The organism is Pulveribacter sp. (assembly GCF_032079985.1).
GTDB lineage: Bacteria > Pseudomonadota > Gammaproteobacteria > Burkholderiales > Burkholderiaceae_C > Melaminivora.
Genome location: NZ_DAMATK010000009.1, coordinates 44,846 through 61,186, shown reverse-complemented (window position 1 = coordinate 61,186; position 16,341 = coordinate 44,846). Strand labels below are relative to the sequence as shown.

16 protein-coding genes and 1 tRNA gene are annotated in these 16,341 nt (G+C 68.0%); 8 read left to right on the top strand and 9 right to left on the bottom strand.

What is annotated here, in order from left to right:
• Window positions 1–2,343 carry a CHASE2 domain-containing protein gene (locus RT282_RS16115; RefSeq protein WP_313315922.1) on the top strand — a complete coding sequence of 781 codons (2,343 nt, stop codon included), beginning with the start codon at window positions 1–3 and terminating at the stop codon, window positions 2,341–2,343.
• A gap of 14 nt (window positions 2,344–2,357) precedes the next feature.
• Here RT282_RS16115 and RT282_RS16110 read toward each other — a convergent pair whose 3' ends face one another.
• A complete protein-coding gene (locus tag RT282_RS16110) occupies window positions 2,358–3,347 on the bottom strand; it encodes a hypothetical protein (protein ID WP_313315920.1) in 990 nt (329 codons plus the stop codon).
• A 558-nt stretch (window positions 3,348–3,905) separates the two neighbouring features.
• Between RT282_RS16110 and RT282_RS16105 the strand changes: the two genes are divergently transcribed.
• Window positions 3,906–4,361, top strand: coding sequence for a hypothetical protein (locus RT282_RS16105; protein ID WP_313080665.1), 456 nt, complete (start codon window positions 3,906–3,908; stop codon window positions 4,359–4,361).
• A gap of 31 nt (window positions 4,362–4,392) precedes the next feature.
• Here RT282_RS16105 and RT282_RS16100 read toward each other — a convergent pair whose 3' ends face one another.
• Window positions 4,393–4,980: a hypothetical protein gene (locus tag RT282_RS16100; RefSeq protein WP_313315918.1), complete on the bottom strand. Its 588-nt coding sequence runs from the start codon at window positions 4,978–4,980 to the stop codon at window positions 4,393–4,395.
• 237 nt (window positions 4,981–5,217) lie between these two features.
• On the opposite strand from RT282_RS16100, the gene RT282_RS16095 reads away from it, so the two are divergent.
• Together RT282_RS16095 and RT282_RS16090 are read left to right on the top strand one after the other, a co-directional pair.
• Window positions 5,218–5,367 (top strand): hypothetical protein, encoded by a 150-nt coding sequence (locus tag RT282_RS16095; protein WP_312304675.1) that lies wholly within the window; start codon window positions 5,218–5,220, stop codon window positions 5,365–5,367.
• Window positions 5,368–5,419: 52 nt separating this feature from the next.
• Complete coding sequence (locus RT282_RS16090; RefSeq protein ID WP_313315915.1) at window positions 5,420–6,409, top strand: SDR family oxidoreductase; 990 nt, start codon at window positions 5,420–5,422, stop codon at window positions 6,407–6,409.
• 71 nt (window positions 6,410–6,480) lie between these two features.
• Here RT282_RS16090 and RT282_RS16085 read toward each other — a convergent pair whose 3' ends face one another.
• The 4 genes from RT282_RS16085 to serS all read right to left on the bottom strand — a co-directional run bounded on the left by RT282_RS16085 (window position 6,481) and on the right by serS (window position 9,808).
• Window positions 6,481–6,903 (bottom strand): KGG domain-containing protein, encoded by a 423-nt coding sequence (locus tag RT282_RS16085; RefSeq protein ID WP_313315913.1) that lies wholly within the window; start codon window positions 6,901–6,903, stop codon window positions 6,481–6,483.
• Between the two features lie 350 nt (window positions 6,904–7,253).
• A tRNA-Ser gene (locus RT282_RS16080) sits at window positions 7,254–7,343 on the bottom strand.
• A gap of 76 nt (window positions 7,344–7,419) precedes the next feature.
• The gene (locus tag RT282_RS16075) at window positions 7,420–8,406 is read right to left on the bottom strand and encodes a glycerophosphodiester phosphodiesterase family protein (RefSeq protein ID WP_313315911.1); all 987 of its coding nucleotides are present in this window, start codon (window positions 8,404–8,406) and stop codon (window positions 7,420–7,422) included.
• Window positions 8,407–8,491: 85 nt separating this feature from the next.
• Window positions 8,492–9,808, bottom strand: coding sequence for a serine--tRNA ligase (serS, locus tag RT282_RS16070; protein ID WP_313315909.1), 1,317 nt, complete (start codon window positions 9,806–9,808; stop codon window positions 8,492–8,494).
• Between the two features lie 93 nt (window positions 9,809–9,901).
• Here serS and RT282_RS16065 point away from each other — a divergent pair, with 93 nt between their 5' ends.
• Window positions 9,902–10,576 (top strand): CBS domain-containing protein, encoded by a 675-nt coding sequence (locus RT282_RS16065; RefSeq protein WP_313315907.1) that lies wholly within the window; start codon window positions 9,902–9,904, stop codon window positions 10,574–10,576.
• A gap of 226 nt (window positions 10,577–10,802) precedes the next feature.
• Here the strand turns inward: RT282_RS16065 and RT282_RS16060 are convergent, their stop codons facing one another.
• From RT282_RS16060 to RT282_RS16050, 3 genes are all read right to left on the bottom strand, one after another.
• Window positions 10,803–12,122, bottom strand: coding sequence for a hemolysin family protein (locus tag RT282_RS16060; RefSeq protein ID WP_312304688.1), 1,320 nt, complete (start codon window positions 12,120–12,122; stop codon window positions 10,803–10,805).
• 193 nt (window positions 12,123–12,315) lie between these two features.
• Window positions 12,316–13,275 (bottom strand): 4-hydroxy-3-methylbut-2-enyl diphosphate reductase, encoded by a 960-nt coding sequence (gene ispH, locus RT282_RS16055; RefSeq protein ID WP_313315904.1) that lies wholly within the window; start codon window positions 13,273–13,275, stop codon window positions 12,316–12,318.
• Between the two features lie 3 nt (window positions 13,276–13,278).
• Window positions 13,279–13,743 carry an FKBP-type peptidyl-prolyl cis-trans isomerase gene (locus RT282_RS16050; RefSeq protein ID WP_312304691.1) on the bottom strand — a complete coding sequence of 155 codons (465 nt, stop codon included), beginning with the start codon at window positions 13,741–13,743 and terminating at the stop codon, window positions 13,279–13,281.
• 65 nt (window positions 13,744–13,808) lie between these two features.
• On the opposite strand from RT282_RS16050, the gene radC reads away from it, so the two are divergent.
• From radC to RT282_RS16035, 3 genes are read left to right on the top strand one after another with little or no spacing between them, the layout of a single operon-like run.
• Window positions 13,809–14,498 carry a RadC family protein gene (gene radC, locus RT282_RS16045; RefSeq protein ID WP_313080689.1) on the top strand — a complete coding sequence of 230 codons (690 nt, stop codon included), beginning with the start codon at window positions 13,809–13,811 and terminating at the stop codon, window positions 14,496–14,498.
• On the top strand, window positions 14,495–15,670 hold the full coding sequence (locus tag RT282_RS16040) for an esterase-like activity of phytase family protein (protein ID WP_313315901.1): 1,176 nt from the start codon (window positions 14,495–14,497) through the stop codon (window positions 15,668–15,670). The genes radC and RT282_RS16040 overlap by 4 nt, the downstream gene beginning before the upstream one ends.
• Window positions 15,667–16,341, top strand: a complete 675-nt coding sequence (locus tag RT282_RS16035) for a Smr/MutS family protein (RefSeq protein ID WP_313080695.1) — start codon at window positions 15,667–15,669, stop codon at window positions 16,339–16,341. Before RT282_RS16040 ends, RT282_RS16035 begins: the two co-directional genes overlap by 4 nt.

Below are 16,341 nucleotides of genomic sequence, written 5' to 3'. Positions count from 1 at the left end.
ATGCGCGGCAGGCGCGCCGCCGGCCTGCGGCGCGAATGGCTGGCGCTGTCCTTGGTGCTGCTGGCCCTGGTGGCCTGGTGGAGCAGCGGCGGCGCGCTGCGCCGGCTGGACCACCTGGTCAACGACCTGGCCATGCGCGCGCGCGCCCTGCCGGCCAGCAGCGACATCGTTCTCATTGCCATCGACGACGAGAGCATCGAGGCCATCGGCCGCTGGCCCTGGCGCCGCGCCCTGCATGCGCAGGTGCTGGCGCACATCGGTGCGCAGCAGCCGCGCGCCGTGGCGCTGGACGTGCTGTTCGGCGAGCCCGACGCCGACTACCCCGGCGACGACCTGCTGCTGGCCCAGGCCCTGCGCCGCGCGGCCCGCGTGGTGCTGCCCGTGGCCCGGCGCGGCAGCCTGGCCTCCAGCGGCGTGGACGCGCCCCTGCCCCTGCTGCGCAGCACCGCCGCCCAGCTGGGCCATGTGCAGGTGGCCCTGGACGAGGACGGCGTGGCGCGCCGCCTGTTCGGGCTGGAAGGCCCGGCGCAGGGCCCCTGGCCGCACATCGGCACGGCGCTGCTGTGCGCCGCCGGCCAGGCCCGGCCGGGCTGCCGCGGCGCCGCGGCCCCGGCGGACGGGCCCTGGGTTCGCAGCCAGCCGCGCAGCGTCACCTTCACCGGCGGCCCCACGCCGTTTGCCCGCTATTCGTATGTGGACGTGCTCAAGGGCCGGCTGCCGCCGCAGGCCCTGCGCGGCAAGTTCGTGCTGGTGGGCGCCACCGCCGTGGGCCTGGGCGACATGTTCGCCGCGCCGGCCGGGCTGCACAGCGAGCGCATCCCCGGCGTGGAATGGATCGCCCACGCGCTGCACGCCGAACTGGCTGGCGCCCACGTGCAGCCGGCCGGCAGCGGCGCCCAGCTGCTGTTCAACCTGGCGCCCGTGGCCCTGGCGTTGCTGGCCATGGTCATGCTGGGGCCGCTGGCCGGGCTGCTGGCCTGCGCCCTGCTGGCGCTGGCCGTGCTGGCGGCCATGGCACTGGCGCCGGCCCTGGGCGGCTGGCAGCTGGCCGGCACGCCGGCCCTGGCCGGCATCGCCCTGGCCTATCCGCTGTGGAGCTGGCGCCGGCTGAGCGCCGCCGCGCGCTTTTTGCAGCTGCAGATGCAGGCCCTGCAGCAGGACGTGCCCCTGCCCGGCCCGGACCGCGCATCGCTGTACAGCGACGCGCTGGAGCGGCGTATCGCCACGGTGGAGGAAGCCTCCGCCCGCCTGCGCCGGCTGCATCATTTCGTCAGTGCCAGCCTGCAGCATCTGCCCTCGCCCACCCTGGTGTGCGACGCAGGAGGCCGGGTGCTGCTGGCCAACGTTGCGGCCCAGCAGCACTTCCAGCCAGCCATCACCGTCCCGCTGCCCGGCCTGCCGGTGGAACAGCTGCTGGGTGACCTGGCTGACGCGCGCGACGGCCAGGCCTTGCCACCGCTGGTCCACTGGGCCACCGGCGACACGCCTGCACCCGGGGAGTGGCGTGATGGGCAGCACAGGCACGTGCTGCTGCTGCGCCAGCACTATTCGCTGGACGGCAGCGCCATCTGGCTTATCACCCTGGTCGACCTGTCGGACATGCGCCGCGCGCAGCGCCAGCGCGACCAAGCGCTGCACTTCATCTCGCACGACATCCGGGCCCCGGTCGCGTCCATCATCACGCTGCTGGAGATGCATCACGCCTTTCCCGGGCGCATGCCGCAGGACGAGCTGCTGGCGCGCATCGAGCGCCAGGCCCAGGCCTCGCTGACCCTGGCCCAGGACTTCGTGCGTCTGGCCAGCGCCCAGGCCGACAGCTACCGGCACGAAACCTTCGACCTGCTGCATGCGCTGCAGCAGGCCATGGAAGACGCCTGGGCCGCCGCCGCACAGTGCCAGGTGCGGCTGGGGCTGGAATCCAGCGAACGGGCCGCGCCCTTCACGGGTGACCCCGGCCGGGTGCAGCGCGCCATTACCAACGTGTTGGGCAATGCGCTGAAGTTCAGTCCCAGGGGCGCCACCGTGCACTGCACGCTGCGGGCACAGGAGGGCTTCTGGTGCGTCGGCATACGGGACGAAGGTCCGGGCATGGGCCCGCAGCAGCAGGAGCAGATCTTCGAGCCCTTCAACCGCCTGCCGGGCCAGCCGGAGGCGGGCAGTGCGCGGACCGAGGGCGTGGGGCTGGGCCTGGCCTTCGTACGTACCGTGGTGCTGCGCCACGGCGGGCGGGTGCAGGTGGCAAGCCGCCCGGGCGCAGGCGCACAGTTCCAGCTATGGCTACCGCAGGTGGCAAAGGCAAAGGCGGCGTCGGCACAAGGCCTTACGCCGCCTTCATTCCTCTAAGGGGCTAAGCCCGATCAGCGGGACTTGCTGCTGCCGCTGCTGTCGTGGCTGCCAGAGCTGCTGGAGCCGGTGCTACCAGAACCGCCCGAGCTGCCGGTGCTGCCCGAGCCGCTCTTGTCATTGCCATGGGCACTGCTGGTGCCGTGTCCCGTGGTGTTGTTGTCGCTCTGGCTGCGCGAGCTGCGCCAGTTGTTGAAATCCTCCGAGAACTTCTTGTAGCGCTCACCGCGCCAGCTCTCGTAGTCGTTGTCCAGGTTGCGCAGCTGCTCGCTGCGCCACTGCTGGTACTCGGGATCGTCATGGTGGCGCGAGCGCTGCTGGCTACCCCCTTCGCTGAAGCGGCTGGAGTCGCCGTAGAAGCCGCCCGACTGCTCGGCATGGCTGCGACCGTAGCCACCTTGACCGCCGGGGCCGTAGGTGCCGCCGCGCTGGCCGCCGCCATAGCTGCCGCTGTATTGGCCGCTCTGGCCGCCATAGCTTCCTTGGTCGCCATAGCCGCCTTGGCCACCGTAGCCACCGCCTTGACCGCCGTAGCCGCCCTGGCCACCGTAGCCACCGCCTTGACCGCCGTAGCCGCCCTGGCCGCCGTAGCCACCGCCTTGACCGCCGTAGCCGCCCTGGCCGCCGTAGCCGCCCTGACCGCCACCGTAGCCGCCGCGCTGGCCCCCATATTGGTTGTCGCCTCGGTAGTCGTTGTGCTGACCACCCCCGAAACCACCGTACTGGCTGCCGCCGTATTGGCCACCGCCATAGCCGCCGTACTGGCTGGTGCCGTAACCGCCGCCCTGCTGGCCTTGGCGCTCATGCCCGCCGTAGCCACCCTGGCCGCCATAGCCCTGACCACCACCATAGTGTTGGGACTGGTCGGAAGAGCCGTGTGAACGCATGTCGCCACCACCCTGCCCCCGGCCGGAGCCTTCGTTGCGATAGCCGTAGCGCTCGTCGTCATAGCTGCGCCCCTGGCGGGCTTGGTTGTTGTCGTCACCGTAATCACGTTGAGCCATTGCAATCTCCCAAAAAAGCTGCTTCGAAAATCATCGGCGCGTGGGGCGAATTCCCCTCGCGGCCACTCATATTCGAAGCCGCACTACGTGACTTACGTAGGCTTTAACTGACACGCGCGTCATCCTGCCACCAGTTATTCGACCCCTGCTGTAGGCGTCCACTTTTCAGCAAGCAACATCTAAAGGTGTTTTCCTACATGCGGGCAGGCATTGGCTTTATCGCCCCTCCAAGGGAGGTGCTGATAATTGAAAGCCATAGCGTAAAAAGCTTCCATTTTTTTCAATACGCCATTTATTGAAATACTTGTATCAATATCTTTTCAAGTATATCCGAAGATGAATATCCCTTCCCTGCCACCCCAGCCCTCCAATCCTTATCAAGAAGAGGATGGAAGAACCCAACAACCCGCTCCAGCGAGCATTCCGGAAGACCCTGGGGAAATAAAACCTTCCTTTCCCCGGCCCTATCCAGAAAATCCTGTCCCAAGCCCGGACAAGCTCCAGTCTTGAACTCTCTTTTTATCTTCTCGGGATAACCAATCCATGACGGAACCAAGAATGACCTCCCCCAGCTCTACCCGCCCCTGGGCAAAAACGGTCATGAAAGCGCAAGACTTCAGCCATGACTGGGACAACTACGTGACCATCAAGGTCAAGAGCATCAGGGCTGTTGCGCTGTCCGGCCTGCACACGTTCACGGAAGACAATTACAGCGTCCCCCAGGCCGTGGGATTCATTGAACTGCTGGGTTCGCGCGCAGGAGCGCTGCGCACGGCGCTGAGGATAGGTTTTTCCAAGGAAAGCGATCTACCGCCTCCCAGCTTTGAGCTGTACGAATCCATTGCGCTGGGGACGCTGACCTTACCGGCGGACTGCTTCAGCGCCATTCTCCAGTTCATCAACTGCCCTTCGGCGCACTTCCGCATCGGCGGCGACGGCAGCCTCAATGCCGTGGCCACGGAGGCGCCCCTGCTCCAAAGCGGCCTGCCACAGACAGCCCCAACTGCATCCTGAGCAGGCGCTCACATCCGGACGGCCGGCGTGTTCAGGCTGCCCCGCTGGTGCCCGTCTGTGACTGCTTTTCCTCACCCGCCGCCAGCACCTCACCGGCGGGGACCAGTACCAGGTGGTCGTTGCTAAAGGTGGGAATGAATCCGAGCTGCCCGCGAATTTTGTAGAACGGGGTGGAGTACTTCTCCAGCATGGCGGCCGTGACCTTGTCAAAAAACGCCTGAGGCACCTTGTCGTTGGTGCTGCCGCTTTCCATTTGATTCCAGCGCACGCGCCATTTTCCCTGGGCACGCTGCACGCCAATGCGGGCGTGCTCCTCCAGGCAATGGCAACCTTCACGAATGAAAATCGTGAGGCCAAAGTAAACATAGCCGTCGTCGCCCACCTGCAGGCGCGGCGAAAGCGTGGTGCCTTCAGATGCCAGCCGCTCCAGGCGCTCATCCATTTTGTAAAACTCCACATCGGTGGATTTGGCGCCCAGGTAGCTTATGTATTCAATACGTAGCCGCTCGCCGAAAATCCGGCATTCCTCCTTGTATTGTTCGAAATCACGACACCAGGCGATAGCCTTGCTGCGCAGATTGTCAAAAGGGCTCATTTTCTTTTTCTCCTGGGTTGTCATGAATTTTCAGCCTGATGCGTCTTGCAACACAGGCCACGGGGAGCAACACATTCCATTTGCCAACGCTGTCCAAGGCATGGCTGTAGCTGCAGGGTTCCAGGGTTGCCAATCACAGTTCCTGGCCACCCGGCCCGATTTCAAGCTTCCATTGCACCGCCTCCATCAATCGAGCGCGTCCGACACGGTGCACGGGGAGCGGCTGGTCGAATGCCACTACACCTTAGCGGGAGTTTGACCATGATGAATGCCTATCAGCGCAGCAATGACAAGCCATTGAAACCCAGGGCGCTCAAGCGCCTGCGCCAGCAGGAAGCCATGCAGGCTAATCAGCGCCGGCCCCTGCAGTTTCCCCAGCCCGAGCCACCCCTGTGGAAGCCGCTGGGCTAGTCAGCCGGCGCATCCCGCTTCTTTCTTCCATTGTCCTGAAAGAGACCGACCCATGAAATCCTCCTCCAGTTCCGACGCTGCCGACAAGCAGCGCAAGCTGCAGCAGCAGCAAGACAGAAAAACTGCCCAGGCGGGCAAAGCAGACAAGGACGAGAAGGCCCAGCCCGCCCCAGGACCGGGCCGCAGCGAGCCCGCACCGCCCATGCCACGCCAGCACCTGGACAAGCCGGGCGTGCAGCGCGACATGGAGTTGCAGCCGCGCTTTCAGGCACCGCACTACCAGGGCAGCGGCAAGCTCAAGGGGATGGCGGCGCTCATCACTGGAGGCGACTCGGGCATAGGCCGAGCCGTTGCCGTGCTGTTCGCCCGCGAGGGAGCGGATGTGGCGATCGCCTATCTCGATGAACACGAAGACGCCCGGGACACCTGCAAGCTGATCGAAGCCGAGGGCGGACGCAGCCTGGCCATTGCCGGCGATGTGAAGGACGCGAAGTTCTGCGCCAGTGCCGTGCAGGCCACTCTCAAGGCTTTCGGCAAGCTCAACGTGCTGGTGAACAACGCCGCCTTCCAGGAACACGCAGCGTCGCTGGAGGAGCTGAGCGAAGAGCGTTTCGACGAAACCTTCCGCACCAACATTTATGGCTACTTCCACATGGCCCGAGCCGCGCTGCCACACCTGCAGCGGGGCGACGCCATCGTCAATACCGGCTCGGTTACCGGGCTGCGCGGCAGCAAGAAGCTGCTGGACTACTCGGCCACCAAGGGAGCCATTCACGCTTTCACCAAGGCCCTGGCGCAGAACGTGGTGGACAGGGGCATCCGGGTGAACGCCGTGGCGCCCGGCCCCGTGTGGACTCCGCTGAACCCCGCCGACCAGCCGCCGGAAGACATCGTGGAATTCGGCGCCAGCACGCAGATGGGCCGGCCCGCCCAGCCGGAAGAGATCGCCCCGGCCTACGTCTTCCTGGCGGCACCCAGCTGCTCCAGCTACATCACCGGCATCGTCCTGCCCATCACGGGCAACGCGGGCGACGGCGCCTGACGCAATCGCTGAACGCATGAAAAAGCCGAAGGTCCCTGAGGGACCTTCGGCTGCTTTACAAGCATGATCGCTTAGCGGTCGTTCTTGTGGCTCTGTGCACCGGCGCGTGCGTGCTGCTCGATGGAGCCGCCGCGGGTGTTGCCGGAGTTGGAGTTGGAGTTGTTGGATTGGTTGCTGTTGGACGAGCCGCGGCTGTTGTCCGAGCCCTGCGAAGAGGAGCCCTGGCCACCGTGGCTCTTGGCACCTGCCTCACGTGCTTCCTGCGAGTTGAACTCGTGGGCATTGCCCGAAGCGTGCGCGGCACGGCCACCCTCGGCAGCGATCTCACGCTGGCGATCACGGTCCATCGAAGCAAAGCCCCGGTTGCTGTTGGACTGGTTGCTGTTGTTGGACTGGTTGTGGCCGCCTTGGTTACCACCCTGGTTGCTTTGGTTGCTCTGGCCGCTGTTGCTGTTCGAGTACTGGTTGTGGCCTTGGGGATTGTTGTTGGGCATTGCGATCTCCTATGGATTTCCAAACAAAGAAGCATGCTGGCGAATTCCAACGTGCGGCCTTGAATTTGCGCCGCAGCCCCAGGCCATCCGGTAATCCCCGTCCGACACGACGGTAGGCGCCCCACGCTAGCGGGTAACAAGATGCCGCCTCGTATTGCCAGACCCATCGCAGGCGTGCGCATCTGGGGTGGACTGTCACAGGATTTAAATGAAATATGCCTGCAGCGCTTTACCAACAAGCGCTAAAAGCTATCAATTCAGGAGCAAAATCCCAACCGATGCAGTGGCTTGCCCAGGCCGCGCATCCAGAAAAAACGCCCGGTAGCTTGCGGGCTACCGGGCGTCGTTCGTGGCGGAGAGGGTGGGATTCGAACCCACGGTACGCTTGCACGTACGCCTGATTTCGAGTCAGGTACATTCGACCACTCTGCCACCTCTCCTGTGTGTCGAAGCCGGCGATTGTAGCAGCAGTTTCTGGCCTGCCAGAGCGGGCGGGCCGGGCGCCGCCCGGTCGATCTAGCGCCCGCGGACGTACTGGTCGCGAGCCTTGACGGCCAGGTCTGCGTAGTTGGAAAACATGCCGTCCATGCCCAGGTCCAGATAGCGGCGGTACTGCGCGGCAGCCGCGTCGGCTTCGGCCTGCGCAAAGGTCCAGCCGTGCACCTTCAGTCCGGCAGCGCGGGCCTGGTCGATGTAGGGCTTGGTGACCGGATAGGCGCGGTAGTGGATGGAGACTCCCACGCCCTGGGCGAAGCTGGCCACGTCCTGGAAGGTCAGTAGTCGCGGCTCGGGCCCCCGGGTGCCTATTCCCAGGCGCGCCACGCCATCGTCGCCCATGACGGCGGCCCCCAGCAGGAAGTGCGGCAGGGGTTTGCCCCGGGCCTGCTCCTTGGCATGCATGCTGCGCAGTGTCTCGTCGCTGAAGGACTGGATGAACACCTTGCTGTGGGCGTCATAGCCGCTTTGCGCCAGCGATTGCAGGATGGCGTCTTCCATCGCCGGATCTGCCTGCTTGGCTTCCGGGTAGATGCCCACCTCGCGGCCGACCAGCGATGGCGAGGACTGCACCAGGCGGATCACCTCGTCGAAGGTGGGAATGCTCCAGGGGTTGGCCGCGCTGGGCGTGAAGCCGGGGTAGCTGGTCTTGCCCGTGCCCGTGGGCTTCACCGTCAGCGTCTTGATCTCCGCCAGCGTGAAATCGGCCACCTTGTAGCCCCCGTTGCGCGGGGCGAACAGCGTTGCCGCATCGGTGGTGCGCCCCAGCGTCTCGTCGTGCATGGCCACCAGCACTCCGTCGCGGGTCAGCTGCAGGTCGGGCTCGATGTAGTCCGCGCCCATGCGCATGGCCAGCTCATAGCCGCCCAGGGTGTGCTCGGGCAGATAGCCGCTGGCGCCCCGATGGGCGATGACGATGGGGCGGGAATCACCCCGCCCACGGCCCCCACTAACGCACGCGGAGAGGCCAGTGACAGCCAGCAGCGAGAAAACGGCCCGTCGCTTCATACGAATCTCTCCGGTTTTCGGTACAGAAAACCATTGTGGACAGCCAGGCGGTCTGTGTGGAGCTGCCCACCTGGCTGCGCGCCGCTCAGGGCGTCAGCACCGCCAGCCCACCCAGGTAGGGCCGCAGCACCTCGGGAACGGTGACGCTGCCGTCTTCGTTCTGGTAGTTCTCCAGCACCGCCACCAGCGTGCGGCCCACAGCCAGGCCCGAGCCGTTCAGTGTGTGTACCAGCTCGTTCTTGCCCTGGGCATTCTTGAAGCGCGCCTGCATGCGGCGGGCCTGAAAGGCCTCGCAGTTGCTGACCGAACTGATCTCGCGGTAGGTGCCCTGGGCGGGCAGCCACACCTCCAGGTCGTAGGTCTTGGCGGCGCCAAAGCCCATGTCGCCGGTGGACAGGCTCATCACCCGGTAGGGCAGGCCCAGCCTTTGCAGCACCGCCTCGGCGTGGCCGACCATCTCCTCCAACGCCTGGTAGCTCTGCTGCGGATGCACGATCTGCACCATCTCCACCTTGTCGAACTGGTGCTGGCGGATCATGCCGCGCGTGTCGCGGCCGTAGCTGCCGGCCTCGGAGCGAAAGCACGGCGTGTGCGCCGTCAGCCGCAGCGGCAGCTCGGCTTCGGTCAGCACCTGGCCGCGCACCATGTTGGTCAGCGGCACCTCGCTGGTGGGGATCAGGTACAGGGCCGCGTCGTCCGGCACAGGCTCGCCCTCCTGCCCGCCCTTCTTGGCGGCGAACAGGTCGCCCTCGAACTTGGGCAGCTGGCCCGTGCCCTTGAGCGACTCGGCATTGACGATGTAGGGCACGTAGCACTCGGTGTAGCCGTGTTCCAGCGTCTGCACATCCAGCATGAACTGCGCCAGGGCGCGGTGCAGACGGGCGATATGCCCCTTCATGACGGTGAAGCGCGAGCCCGACAGCTTCACGCCCATATCGAAGTCCAGGCCCAGCGGCTCGCCCAGGTCCACATGGTCGCGCACGGGAAAGCCGTACTCGCGCGGCTGGCCCCAGCGGCGCACCTCGACGTTGGCCGATTCGTCCGCACCCACGGGCACGCTCTCGTGCGGCAGATTGGGCACGGCAGTCAGCATGGCCTGCAGCTCGACTTGGATCTGCTCCAGCCGTGCGGCCGATCCGTCCAGCTCGTCCTTCAAGGCCGCCACCTGGGCCTTGGCGGCCTCGGCCGCGTCCTTCTCGCCCTTGCCCATCAGCGCGCCGATCTGCTTGGACAGCTGGTTGCGCTGGGCCTGCAGCTCCTCGGTGCGGGTCTGGATGGACTTGCGCTCACCCTCCAGGCTCTGGAAGGCCTCCACGTTCAGGAAGGGCTGGGGGCTCTTGCGGGTTTCCAGCCGGGCCACGGCTGCGGGCAGGTCTTTGCGAAGGAGGAGGATATCGAGCATAGCCCGCGATTTTAGGATGCCGCCCGCACCCTTCAGCCGTGCCCGCCGCTGCCGATACCATCGGTGGATCCAAGCAGGCGAAGGAGTCAGGCGATGTTTTTCGTGTTCGGCCCTTCGGGGCAGATGTACCGCGGCGGGCCGGAGCAGCTGTCGCAGGTCGCGCCCGTGCGGCGGGTGCAGCGCCCGCAGGCCCTGCGCACCCGTCCGGCGGACGTGCAGGCTCAAGAAAAGCCCCCCGCGCCCGCGCCGGCCCCGGCGCAGCCCTCCATGCCGCTGCGGGTGCTGGACGCCGTATCGGCCTACGTGCAGACCGTGCAAGGCCCCACCGAGCCGCGCCAGCCGCTGACGCGCGTGCGCGACGTGATGACCGAGGGCTCGCTGAGCGTGGCGCCGGACGTGCGCGTCAACGATGCCTGGCTGACCCTGGCGCAGCACCGCATCGCCCAGGCGCCAGTGGTCAACGCCCACGGTGCCGTGGTGGGCCTGCTGCTGCGCGCCGACATGGCGCCGCTGGACCTGCTGCCCGAGCCGGGCGCCATCAAGGACGCCATTGCCCTGGCGCGCCGCCCGGTGAGCGAGGTGATGGTCAGCCCCGTGCCCACCGTGACGGGCGACACCGAGCTGCGCCGCGTGGCCGGCGTGCTGCTGGACACCGGCCTGCCCGGCCTGCCGGTGACGGACGAGGGCGGGCGGCTGGCCGGCTTCATCTCGCGCACCGACATCCTGCGCGCCGTGGCGGCCGATCCGCCGCTGGACCTGTGGAGCTAGGTTGCTATTGATTCAATAGCTGTCAGCGCTTGCGCCATAAGCGCTGGAGGCCGATTTGGCTTAGAACGTGTTCACGCTCTCGGCGCGGAGGGGTGCGGGATGCGAATCGGGATGGACTGCGAGGCGCAAACCGCAGCGATAGCGCGTGCTATCGCGAGGATTTGCTTTCGCTGCAGGGCGCCCGAGGTCGCGACCGCACACCCGCGCGGAGAGCGTGAGCACGTTCTTAGATCTCCGCAGCAGGATCGGCGCTCACCTGCACGGCCGGCAGGCGGGTGGCCAGCACCTTGTCGATGGTCTTGCCGTCCATGTCCACCACCTCGAACTGCCAGTCCTCCCACTGCACCGTGTCGGTCACATTGGGCAGCTTGCCGGTCAGCAGCATGACCATGCCGCTGAGCGTGTGGTAGCGACCCCGTTCCTCGTCGGGCACGGAGTCGAGCTGCAGGCGGTCCTTCAGCTCGGGCACGGGGATGTGGCCGTCCAGCAGCCAGCTGCCGTCCTCGCGCAGCACGGCCCAGGCGTCCTCCGGGTCCACCGAGCTGAATTCGCCGGTAATGGCCTCCACCAGGTCCTGCAGCGTGACGATGCCCTGCACCTCACCGTACTCGTCGATGACGAAGGCCATCTGCACATCCGACAGGCGGAAGTTGTCCAGCAGCTCCATGCCGTTGATGGTCTCGGGCACGTACAGCGCCGTCTGCAGCGGCACATTCGCCAGGTCGCGCGCGGCCGGCTCGCGCAGCGTGCGCGACAGCCACTGGCGGGCGTTGAGCACGCCCAGGATGTTCTCCATGCCGCCGCGCACCACGGGGAAGCGGGCGTGGTCGGATGCCTCGATGCGCGCCAGGTTGTCCTCGAACGGCGCGGCCACGTCCAGGAACACCACGTCGGCACGCGGCACCATCAGCGAGCCGATCTGGCGCTCGTCCAGGCGGAACACGTTGCGCACCATCATGTGCTCGTGCGTCTCGATCACGCCGGCGCTCGTGCCCTCGGCCAGCACGGCGTGGATCTCGGCCTCCGTCACGGTGCTGGCGCTTTCCTTCACGCCCAGCAGGCTCAGCAGGCCCTGGGTGGAGGCCGACAGCAGCCGTACGAAGGGCTTGGTGGCGATGGCCAGCCAGTTGATGGGCCGCGCCACCAGGCGCGCCAGGGTCTCGGGATAGCTCTGTCCCAGGCGCTTGGGCACCAGTTCGCCCACGACGATGGAGAAGTAGGTGATCAGAACCACCACCAGGCCGGTGGCGGTGTAGCCGGCGGTGGTGGCGTCCACCCCCAGGCCGATCAGCCAGTCGCCCAGCGGCTTGGCCAGCGCGGCCTCCCCGACGATGCCGTTGAGCACGCCGATGGAGGTGATGCCGATCTGGATGGTGGACAGGAAGCGTGTCGGGTCCTCGCCCAGCTTGGCTGCGGCAATGGCGCCGCTGTCGCCCTCGTCGATCAGCTTTTGCAGCCGGGCGCGGCGCGCGGAGACCAGCGCCAGCTCGGACATGGCAAACAAGCCGTTGAGCACGATGAGGGCGAAAAGTATGGCGATTTCCATAGTCGGGGAGCCCGTCGTGCTCCCATGGTGTGGCGGGGCGCAGATTGTATGAAGTCCTGCATTGTGCAAGGACTTGTCGCCCGGTCCCTGCGCCCACGCCGTGCGCCGCTGTCGGTTTACATGCCGAATGGGCAGTAAACCCGCGCCGATCAAGCGCGGGCAGCTATCAAAGGTGCAGTGATGCCACTGGCTGTCAGTCCTGGGCCACGGGCGGCGTGTCCAGCTTCAGGCCCTTGGGCAGCGGAAACTTCACCGTCTCCTCGATGCCATCCATCTTGCGCACCGCCACGGCACCCAGCTCCTTGATGCGGGCAATCACCGCCTGCACCAGCACCTCGGGCGCCGAGGCGCCAGCCGTCAGGCCCACGCGCGCCGCGCCGTCGAACCACTCATGGCGCAGCTCCTGCTCGCTGTCCACCATGTAGGCTGGCCGGCCCAGGCGCGCGGCCAGCTCGCGCAGGCGGTTGCTGTTGGAGCTGGTGGGGCTGCCAACCACGATGACCACATCCACCTGCGGGCTCAGCAGCTTGACCGCATCCTGACGGTTTTGCGTGGCGTAGCAGATGTCCTGCTGCTTGGGCTCGCGGATGCTGGGAAAGCGCGCCCGCACGGCGGCGGTGATCTCGGCCGCGTCGTCCACGCTCAAGGTGGTCTGCGTCACCACGGCCAGCTTGTCGGTCTGCGAAGGCTGTACGAGCGCCACGTCGGCCACGTCCTCCACCAGGTGGATGCCGCTGTCCAGCTGCCCCATGGTGCCCTCGACCTCGGGGTGGCCCTTGTGGCCGATCATGATGAACTCGTAGCCCTCCCGGGCCAGCTTGGCCACCTCGACGTGCACCTTGGTCACCAGCGGGCAGGTGGCGTCGAAGATGGAAAAGCCGCGGGCACGCGCCTCGTCCTGCACGGCGCGGCTGACGCCGTGGGCCGAGAACACCAGCGTGGCGCCGGGCGGCACCTCGGCCAGGTCCTCGATGAAGATCGCGCCCTTGGCCTTCAGGTCGTTCACCACGTAGGTGTTGTGCACGATCTCGTGGCGCACGTAGATGGGCGCGCCGAACTTGGCCAGCGCGCGCTCGACGATCTCGATGGCACGGTCCACGCCGGCGCAAAAGCCGCGCGGCTCGGCCAGCAGGATTTCACGCGGGTCCTGCATGGCTCACAAGACTCCGATGATCTGGACTTCAAAAGTGACGGGCACGCCCGCCAGCGGGTGGCTGAAGTCAAAGCGCACGGCGCCGTCGCCGCGCACCTCCAGCACCACGCCGGCGTACTGGCCCTGGCCGTCGGGCGTGGGGAACTGCACCACGTCGCCCAGGGTGTACTCCTCGTGCGGGTCGCCCAGCTCGTCCAGCAGCTTCTTGGCCACCCATTGCTGCATGTCGGGGTTGCGCTCGCCGAAGGCCTCGCCGGAGGCCAGCTCGAAGGTGGTGCGCGCACCCTCGGGCAGGCCGATCAGGCGCTGCTCCAGCGCGGGCGACAGCTCGCCCGTGCCCACGGACAGCGTGGCCGGCTTGTCCTCGAAGGTGTTGATCACGTCGCCCGCGGGGCCGGCCAGGCGGTAGTGCAGCGTGAGGAAGGAGCCGGGCTGCACGACGGGCGTGCTCTCAAGGGATGCAGTCATGGAAAAAATGCGCCGAAGAGCGCTGGATAAACTGCCCGCCATTGTAGGAACCCACCCACAACCCCATGCCGCTCAAGGACCTTCCGCCTGACGCCCAGCCGCGCGAGAAACTGCTCGCGCGCGGCCCCGCCGCCCTGTCGGACGCCGAACTGCTGGCCATCGTGCTGCGCACCGGCCTCGCCGGCAAGGGCGTGCTGCAGCTGGCGCAGGAGCTGCTGTCGCCGCCCGCGCAGGGCGGCTTTGGCGGCATCGCCGGCCTGCTGCACGCCGACGCCGCGCAGCTGTCACGCATCAAGGGCCTGGGCCCGGCCAAACGGGCCGAGCTGATGGCGGTGCTGGAGCTGGCGCGCCGCGCCCTGGCCGAGCAGCTGGCCGAGCGCGCCGTGTTCGACTCGCCCCAGGCCGTGCGCGACTACCTGCAGTTGCACCTGGCCGCGCGCAGCCACGAGGTGTTCGCCGTGCTGCTGCTGGACAGCCAGCACCGGCTGATCGCCATGGAGGAGCTCTTCAGGGGCACGCTCACGCAGACCAGCGTGTACCCGCGCGAGGTGGTGCTGCGCGCCCTGCACCACCAGGCCTCGGCCGTCATCCTGGCGCACAACCACCCCAGCGGCAGCGTGCGGCCCAGCCGCGCCGACGAGGCGCTGACGCAGACCCTCAAGAGCGCGCTGGCGCTGGTGGACGTGCGCGTGCTGGACCACGTCATCGTTGCGCCCGGGGCCTCGCTGTCCATGGCCGAGCAGGGCCTGATGTGACGCCGCCGCGCCTGGCGTTGGCGGCGGCAGCGGCGCTGCTGCTGGTCGCGTGCTCGCCGCTGCCGCCCCAGCCTGCTGCAGCGCCCGGTGCGCCCTCGCTGCGCATCCTGGGCACGGCCGCCATCGCGCCCGGCTCCGAATGGGGCGGCAGCCTGTTTGGCGGAATTTCCGGCATCGATAGCGACCCGGCGTCGGGCGAGTTCCTGCTCATCAGCGACGACCGTTCCGCCCATGCCCCGGCCCGCGTCTACACCGCGCGGCTGGCCCTGGGCCCGGCCGGTCTGGCGCCGCCGCGCATCACCGGCGTGCGCCTGCTGCGCCACGCCAGCGGCCAGCCCTTCGCCGGCGCCCGCGCCCCGCAGCCCGGCATGGACGTGCCCGATGGCGAAGCCGTGCGCTGGCTGCCCGGCGGCGCGCAGTTCCTCTGGACCAGCGAAGGCGACTTCGCCCGCGGCTTCGGCCCGCAGCTGCGCGCCGCCCATGCCGACGGCACGCACGCGCGCACCTGGGCCCTGCCCGCGTCCTTCCAGCCCGCGCCACACGGCAGCGGCCCGCGCCGCAACGGCACGCTGGAAGGCCTGGCGCTGTCGCCCGGCGGCGCCACCGCCTGGCTGGCCATGGAGCTGCCCTGGCGCCAGGACGGCCCCGCCGCCCGGCACGCCAGCGCCGGCGCGCCGGTGCGCATCACCGCCATCGAGCTGGAAAGCGGCCGGCCGCTGCGCCAGATCGCCTACCAGCCGGACGCCGCCCCACGCCCGCGCCGCCTGCCCTTCGGGCCGGAGCTGAACGGCGTGAGCGAGATCCTGTCCGAGGACGCGCACCACCTGCTGGTGCTCGAGCGCGCCTACGCCGCCGGCAGCGGCTTTGCTGCGCGGCTGTACCGCATCGACACACGCCGCGGCAGCGACACCCTGGTCCTGCCCGGCCTGCGCCCGGGCAACCACACGCCCACGCCCAAGACGCTGGTGGCCGACTTCGCCGCCTTGGGCCTGGCGGTGGACAACCTGGAAGGCATGACGTGGGGCGCGCCGCTGGCCGGCGGCGCCTGCGTGCTGGTGTTGGTGAGCGATGACAACTTCAACCCGGCGCAGGCGACCCAGTTCATCGCCGCCGAGTACCGCCCGCCAGGCGGCGGGAATGCCCCCTGCGGTACAACCGAAGCCAGCCCATGAACGCCGCCGCCCGCCTCACTGTCCACAGCCTGGCCGACCTCCAGCCGCTGCGCCGCGCCCTGGCCGAGGCCGCCGCGCAGCAGGCCGCGCGCGAGCGGGAGCGGCGCGAGCACGAGCGCCGCCTGCAGGCCGAGCGCAACCTGTTCGCCGCCAGCGTGGGCGCGGTGCGCCCGCTCAAGGGCCAGGACGCGCGCCTGTGGCACGTGCCCGAGCCACCCGAACCCCTGCCCGTACAGCGCCAGCTGGACGAGGAGCGCGTGCTGCGCGAGTCGCTCAGCGACGAGTTCGACGTGACCACGCTGCTGGACGTGGACGACCAGCTGAGCTTTCGCCGTCCCGGCGTGGGGCTGGACGTGACGCGCAAGCTGCGCTCGGGTGCCTGGAGCATCCAGCGCCAGCTCGACCTGCACGGCCTGCGCACCGACGAGGCGCGCGAGGCGCTGGGCGAGTTCATCCGGCTGGCGCACCGCACGGGCCTGCGCTGCGTGCGCGTGGTGCATGGCAAGGGGTTGGGGTCGCCGGGCCGCACACCGGTGCTCAAGGGCCGGGTGCAACGCTGGCTGGTGCAAAAGAAAGAGGTGCTGGCCTTCGTGCAGGCGCGGCCGCTGGACGGCGGCGCGGGCGCACTGGTGGTGCTGCTGCAGCCCGGGCGGCGCAGGCCGGGCGGCTGA

Coding starts and splice junctions, on each gene's coding strand:
- RT282_RS16115 (WP_313315922.1), top strand. CDS start 1: ATGCGCGGCAGGCGCGCCGCCGGCCTGCGGCGCGAATGGCTGGCGCTG.
- RT282_RS16110 (WP_313315920.1), bottom strand. CDS start 3,347: ATGGCTCAACGTGATTACGGTGACGACAACAACCAAGCCCGCCAGGGG.
- RT282_RS16105 (WP_313080665.1), top strand. CDS start 3,906: ATGACCTCCCCCAGCTCTACCCGCCCCTGGGCAAAAACGGTCATGAAA.
- RT282_RS16100 (WP_313315918.1), bottom strand. CDS start 4,980: ATGACAACCCAGGAGAAAAAGAAAATGAGCCCTTTTGACAATCTGCGC.
- RT282_RS16095 (WP_312304675.1), top strand. CDS start 5,218: ATGATGAATGCCTATCAGCGCAGCAATGACAAGCCATTGAAACCCAGG.
- RT282_RS16090 (WP_313315915.1), top strand. CDS start 5,420: ATGAAATCCTCCTCCAGTTCCGACGCTGCCGACAAGCAGCGCAAGCTG.
- RT282_RS16085 (WP_313315913.1), bottom strand. CDS start 6,903: ATGCCCAACAACAATCCCCAAGGCCACAACCAGTACTCGAACAGCAAC.
- RT282_RS16075 (WP_313315911.1), bottom strand. CDS start 8,406: ATGAAGCGACGGGCCGTTTTCTCGCTGCTGGCTGTCACTGGCCTCTCC.
- serS (WP_313315909.1), bottom strand. CDS start 9,808: ATGCTCGATATCCTCCTCCTTCGCAAAGACCTGCCCGCAGCCGTGGCC.
- RT282_RS16065 (WP_313315907.1), top strand. CDS start 9,902: ATGTTTTTCGTGTTCGGCCCTTCGGGGCAGATGTACCGCGGCGGGCCG.
- RT282_RS16060 (WP_312304688.1), bottom strand. CDS start 12,122: ATGGAAATCGCCATACTTTTCGCCCTCATCGTGCTCAACGGCTTGTTT.
- ispH (WP_313315904.1), bottom strand. CDS start 13,275: ATGCAGGACCCGCGTGAAATCCTGCTGGCCGAGCCGCGCGGCTTTTGC.
- RT282_RS16050 (WP_312304691.1), bottom strand. CDS start 13,743: ATGACTGCATCCCTTGAGAGCACGCCCGTCGTGCAGCCCGGCTCCTTC.
- radC (WP_313080689.1), top strand. CDS start 13,809: ATGCCGCTCAAGGACCTTCCGCCTGACGCCCAGCCGCGCGAGAAACTG.
- RT282_RS16035 (WP_313080695.1), top strand. CDS start 15,667: ATGAACGCCGCCGCCCGCCTCACTGTCCACAGCCTGGCCGACCTCCAG.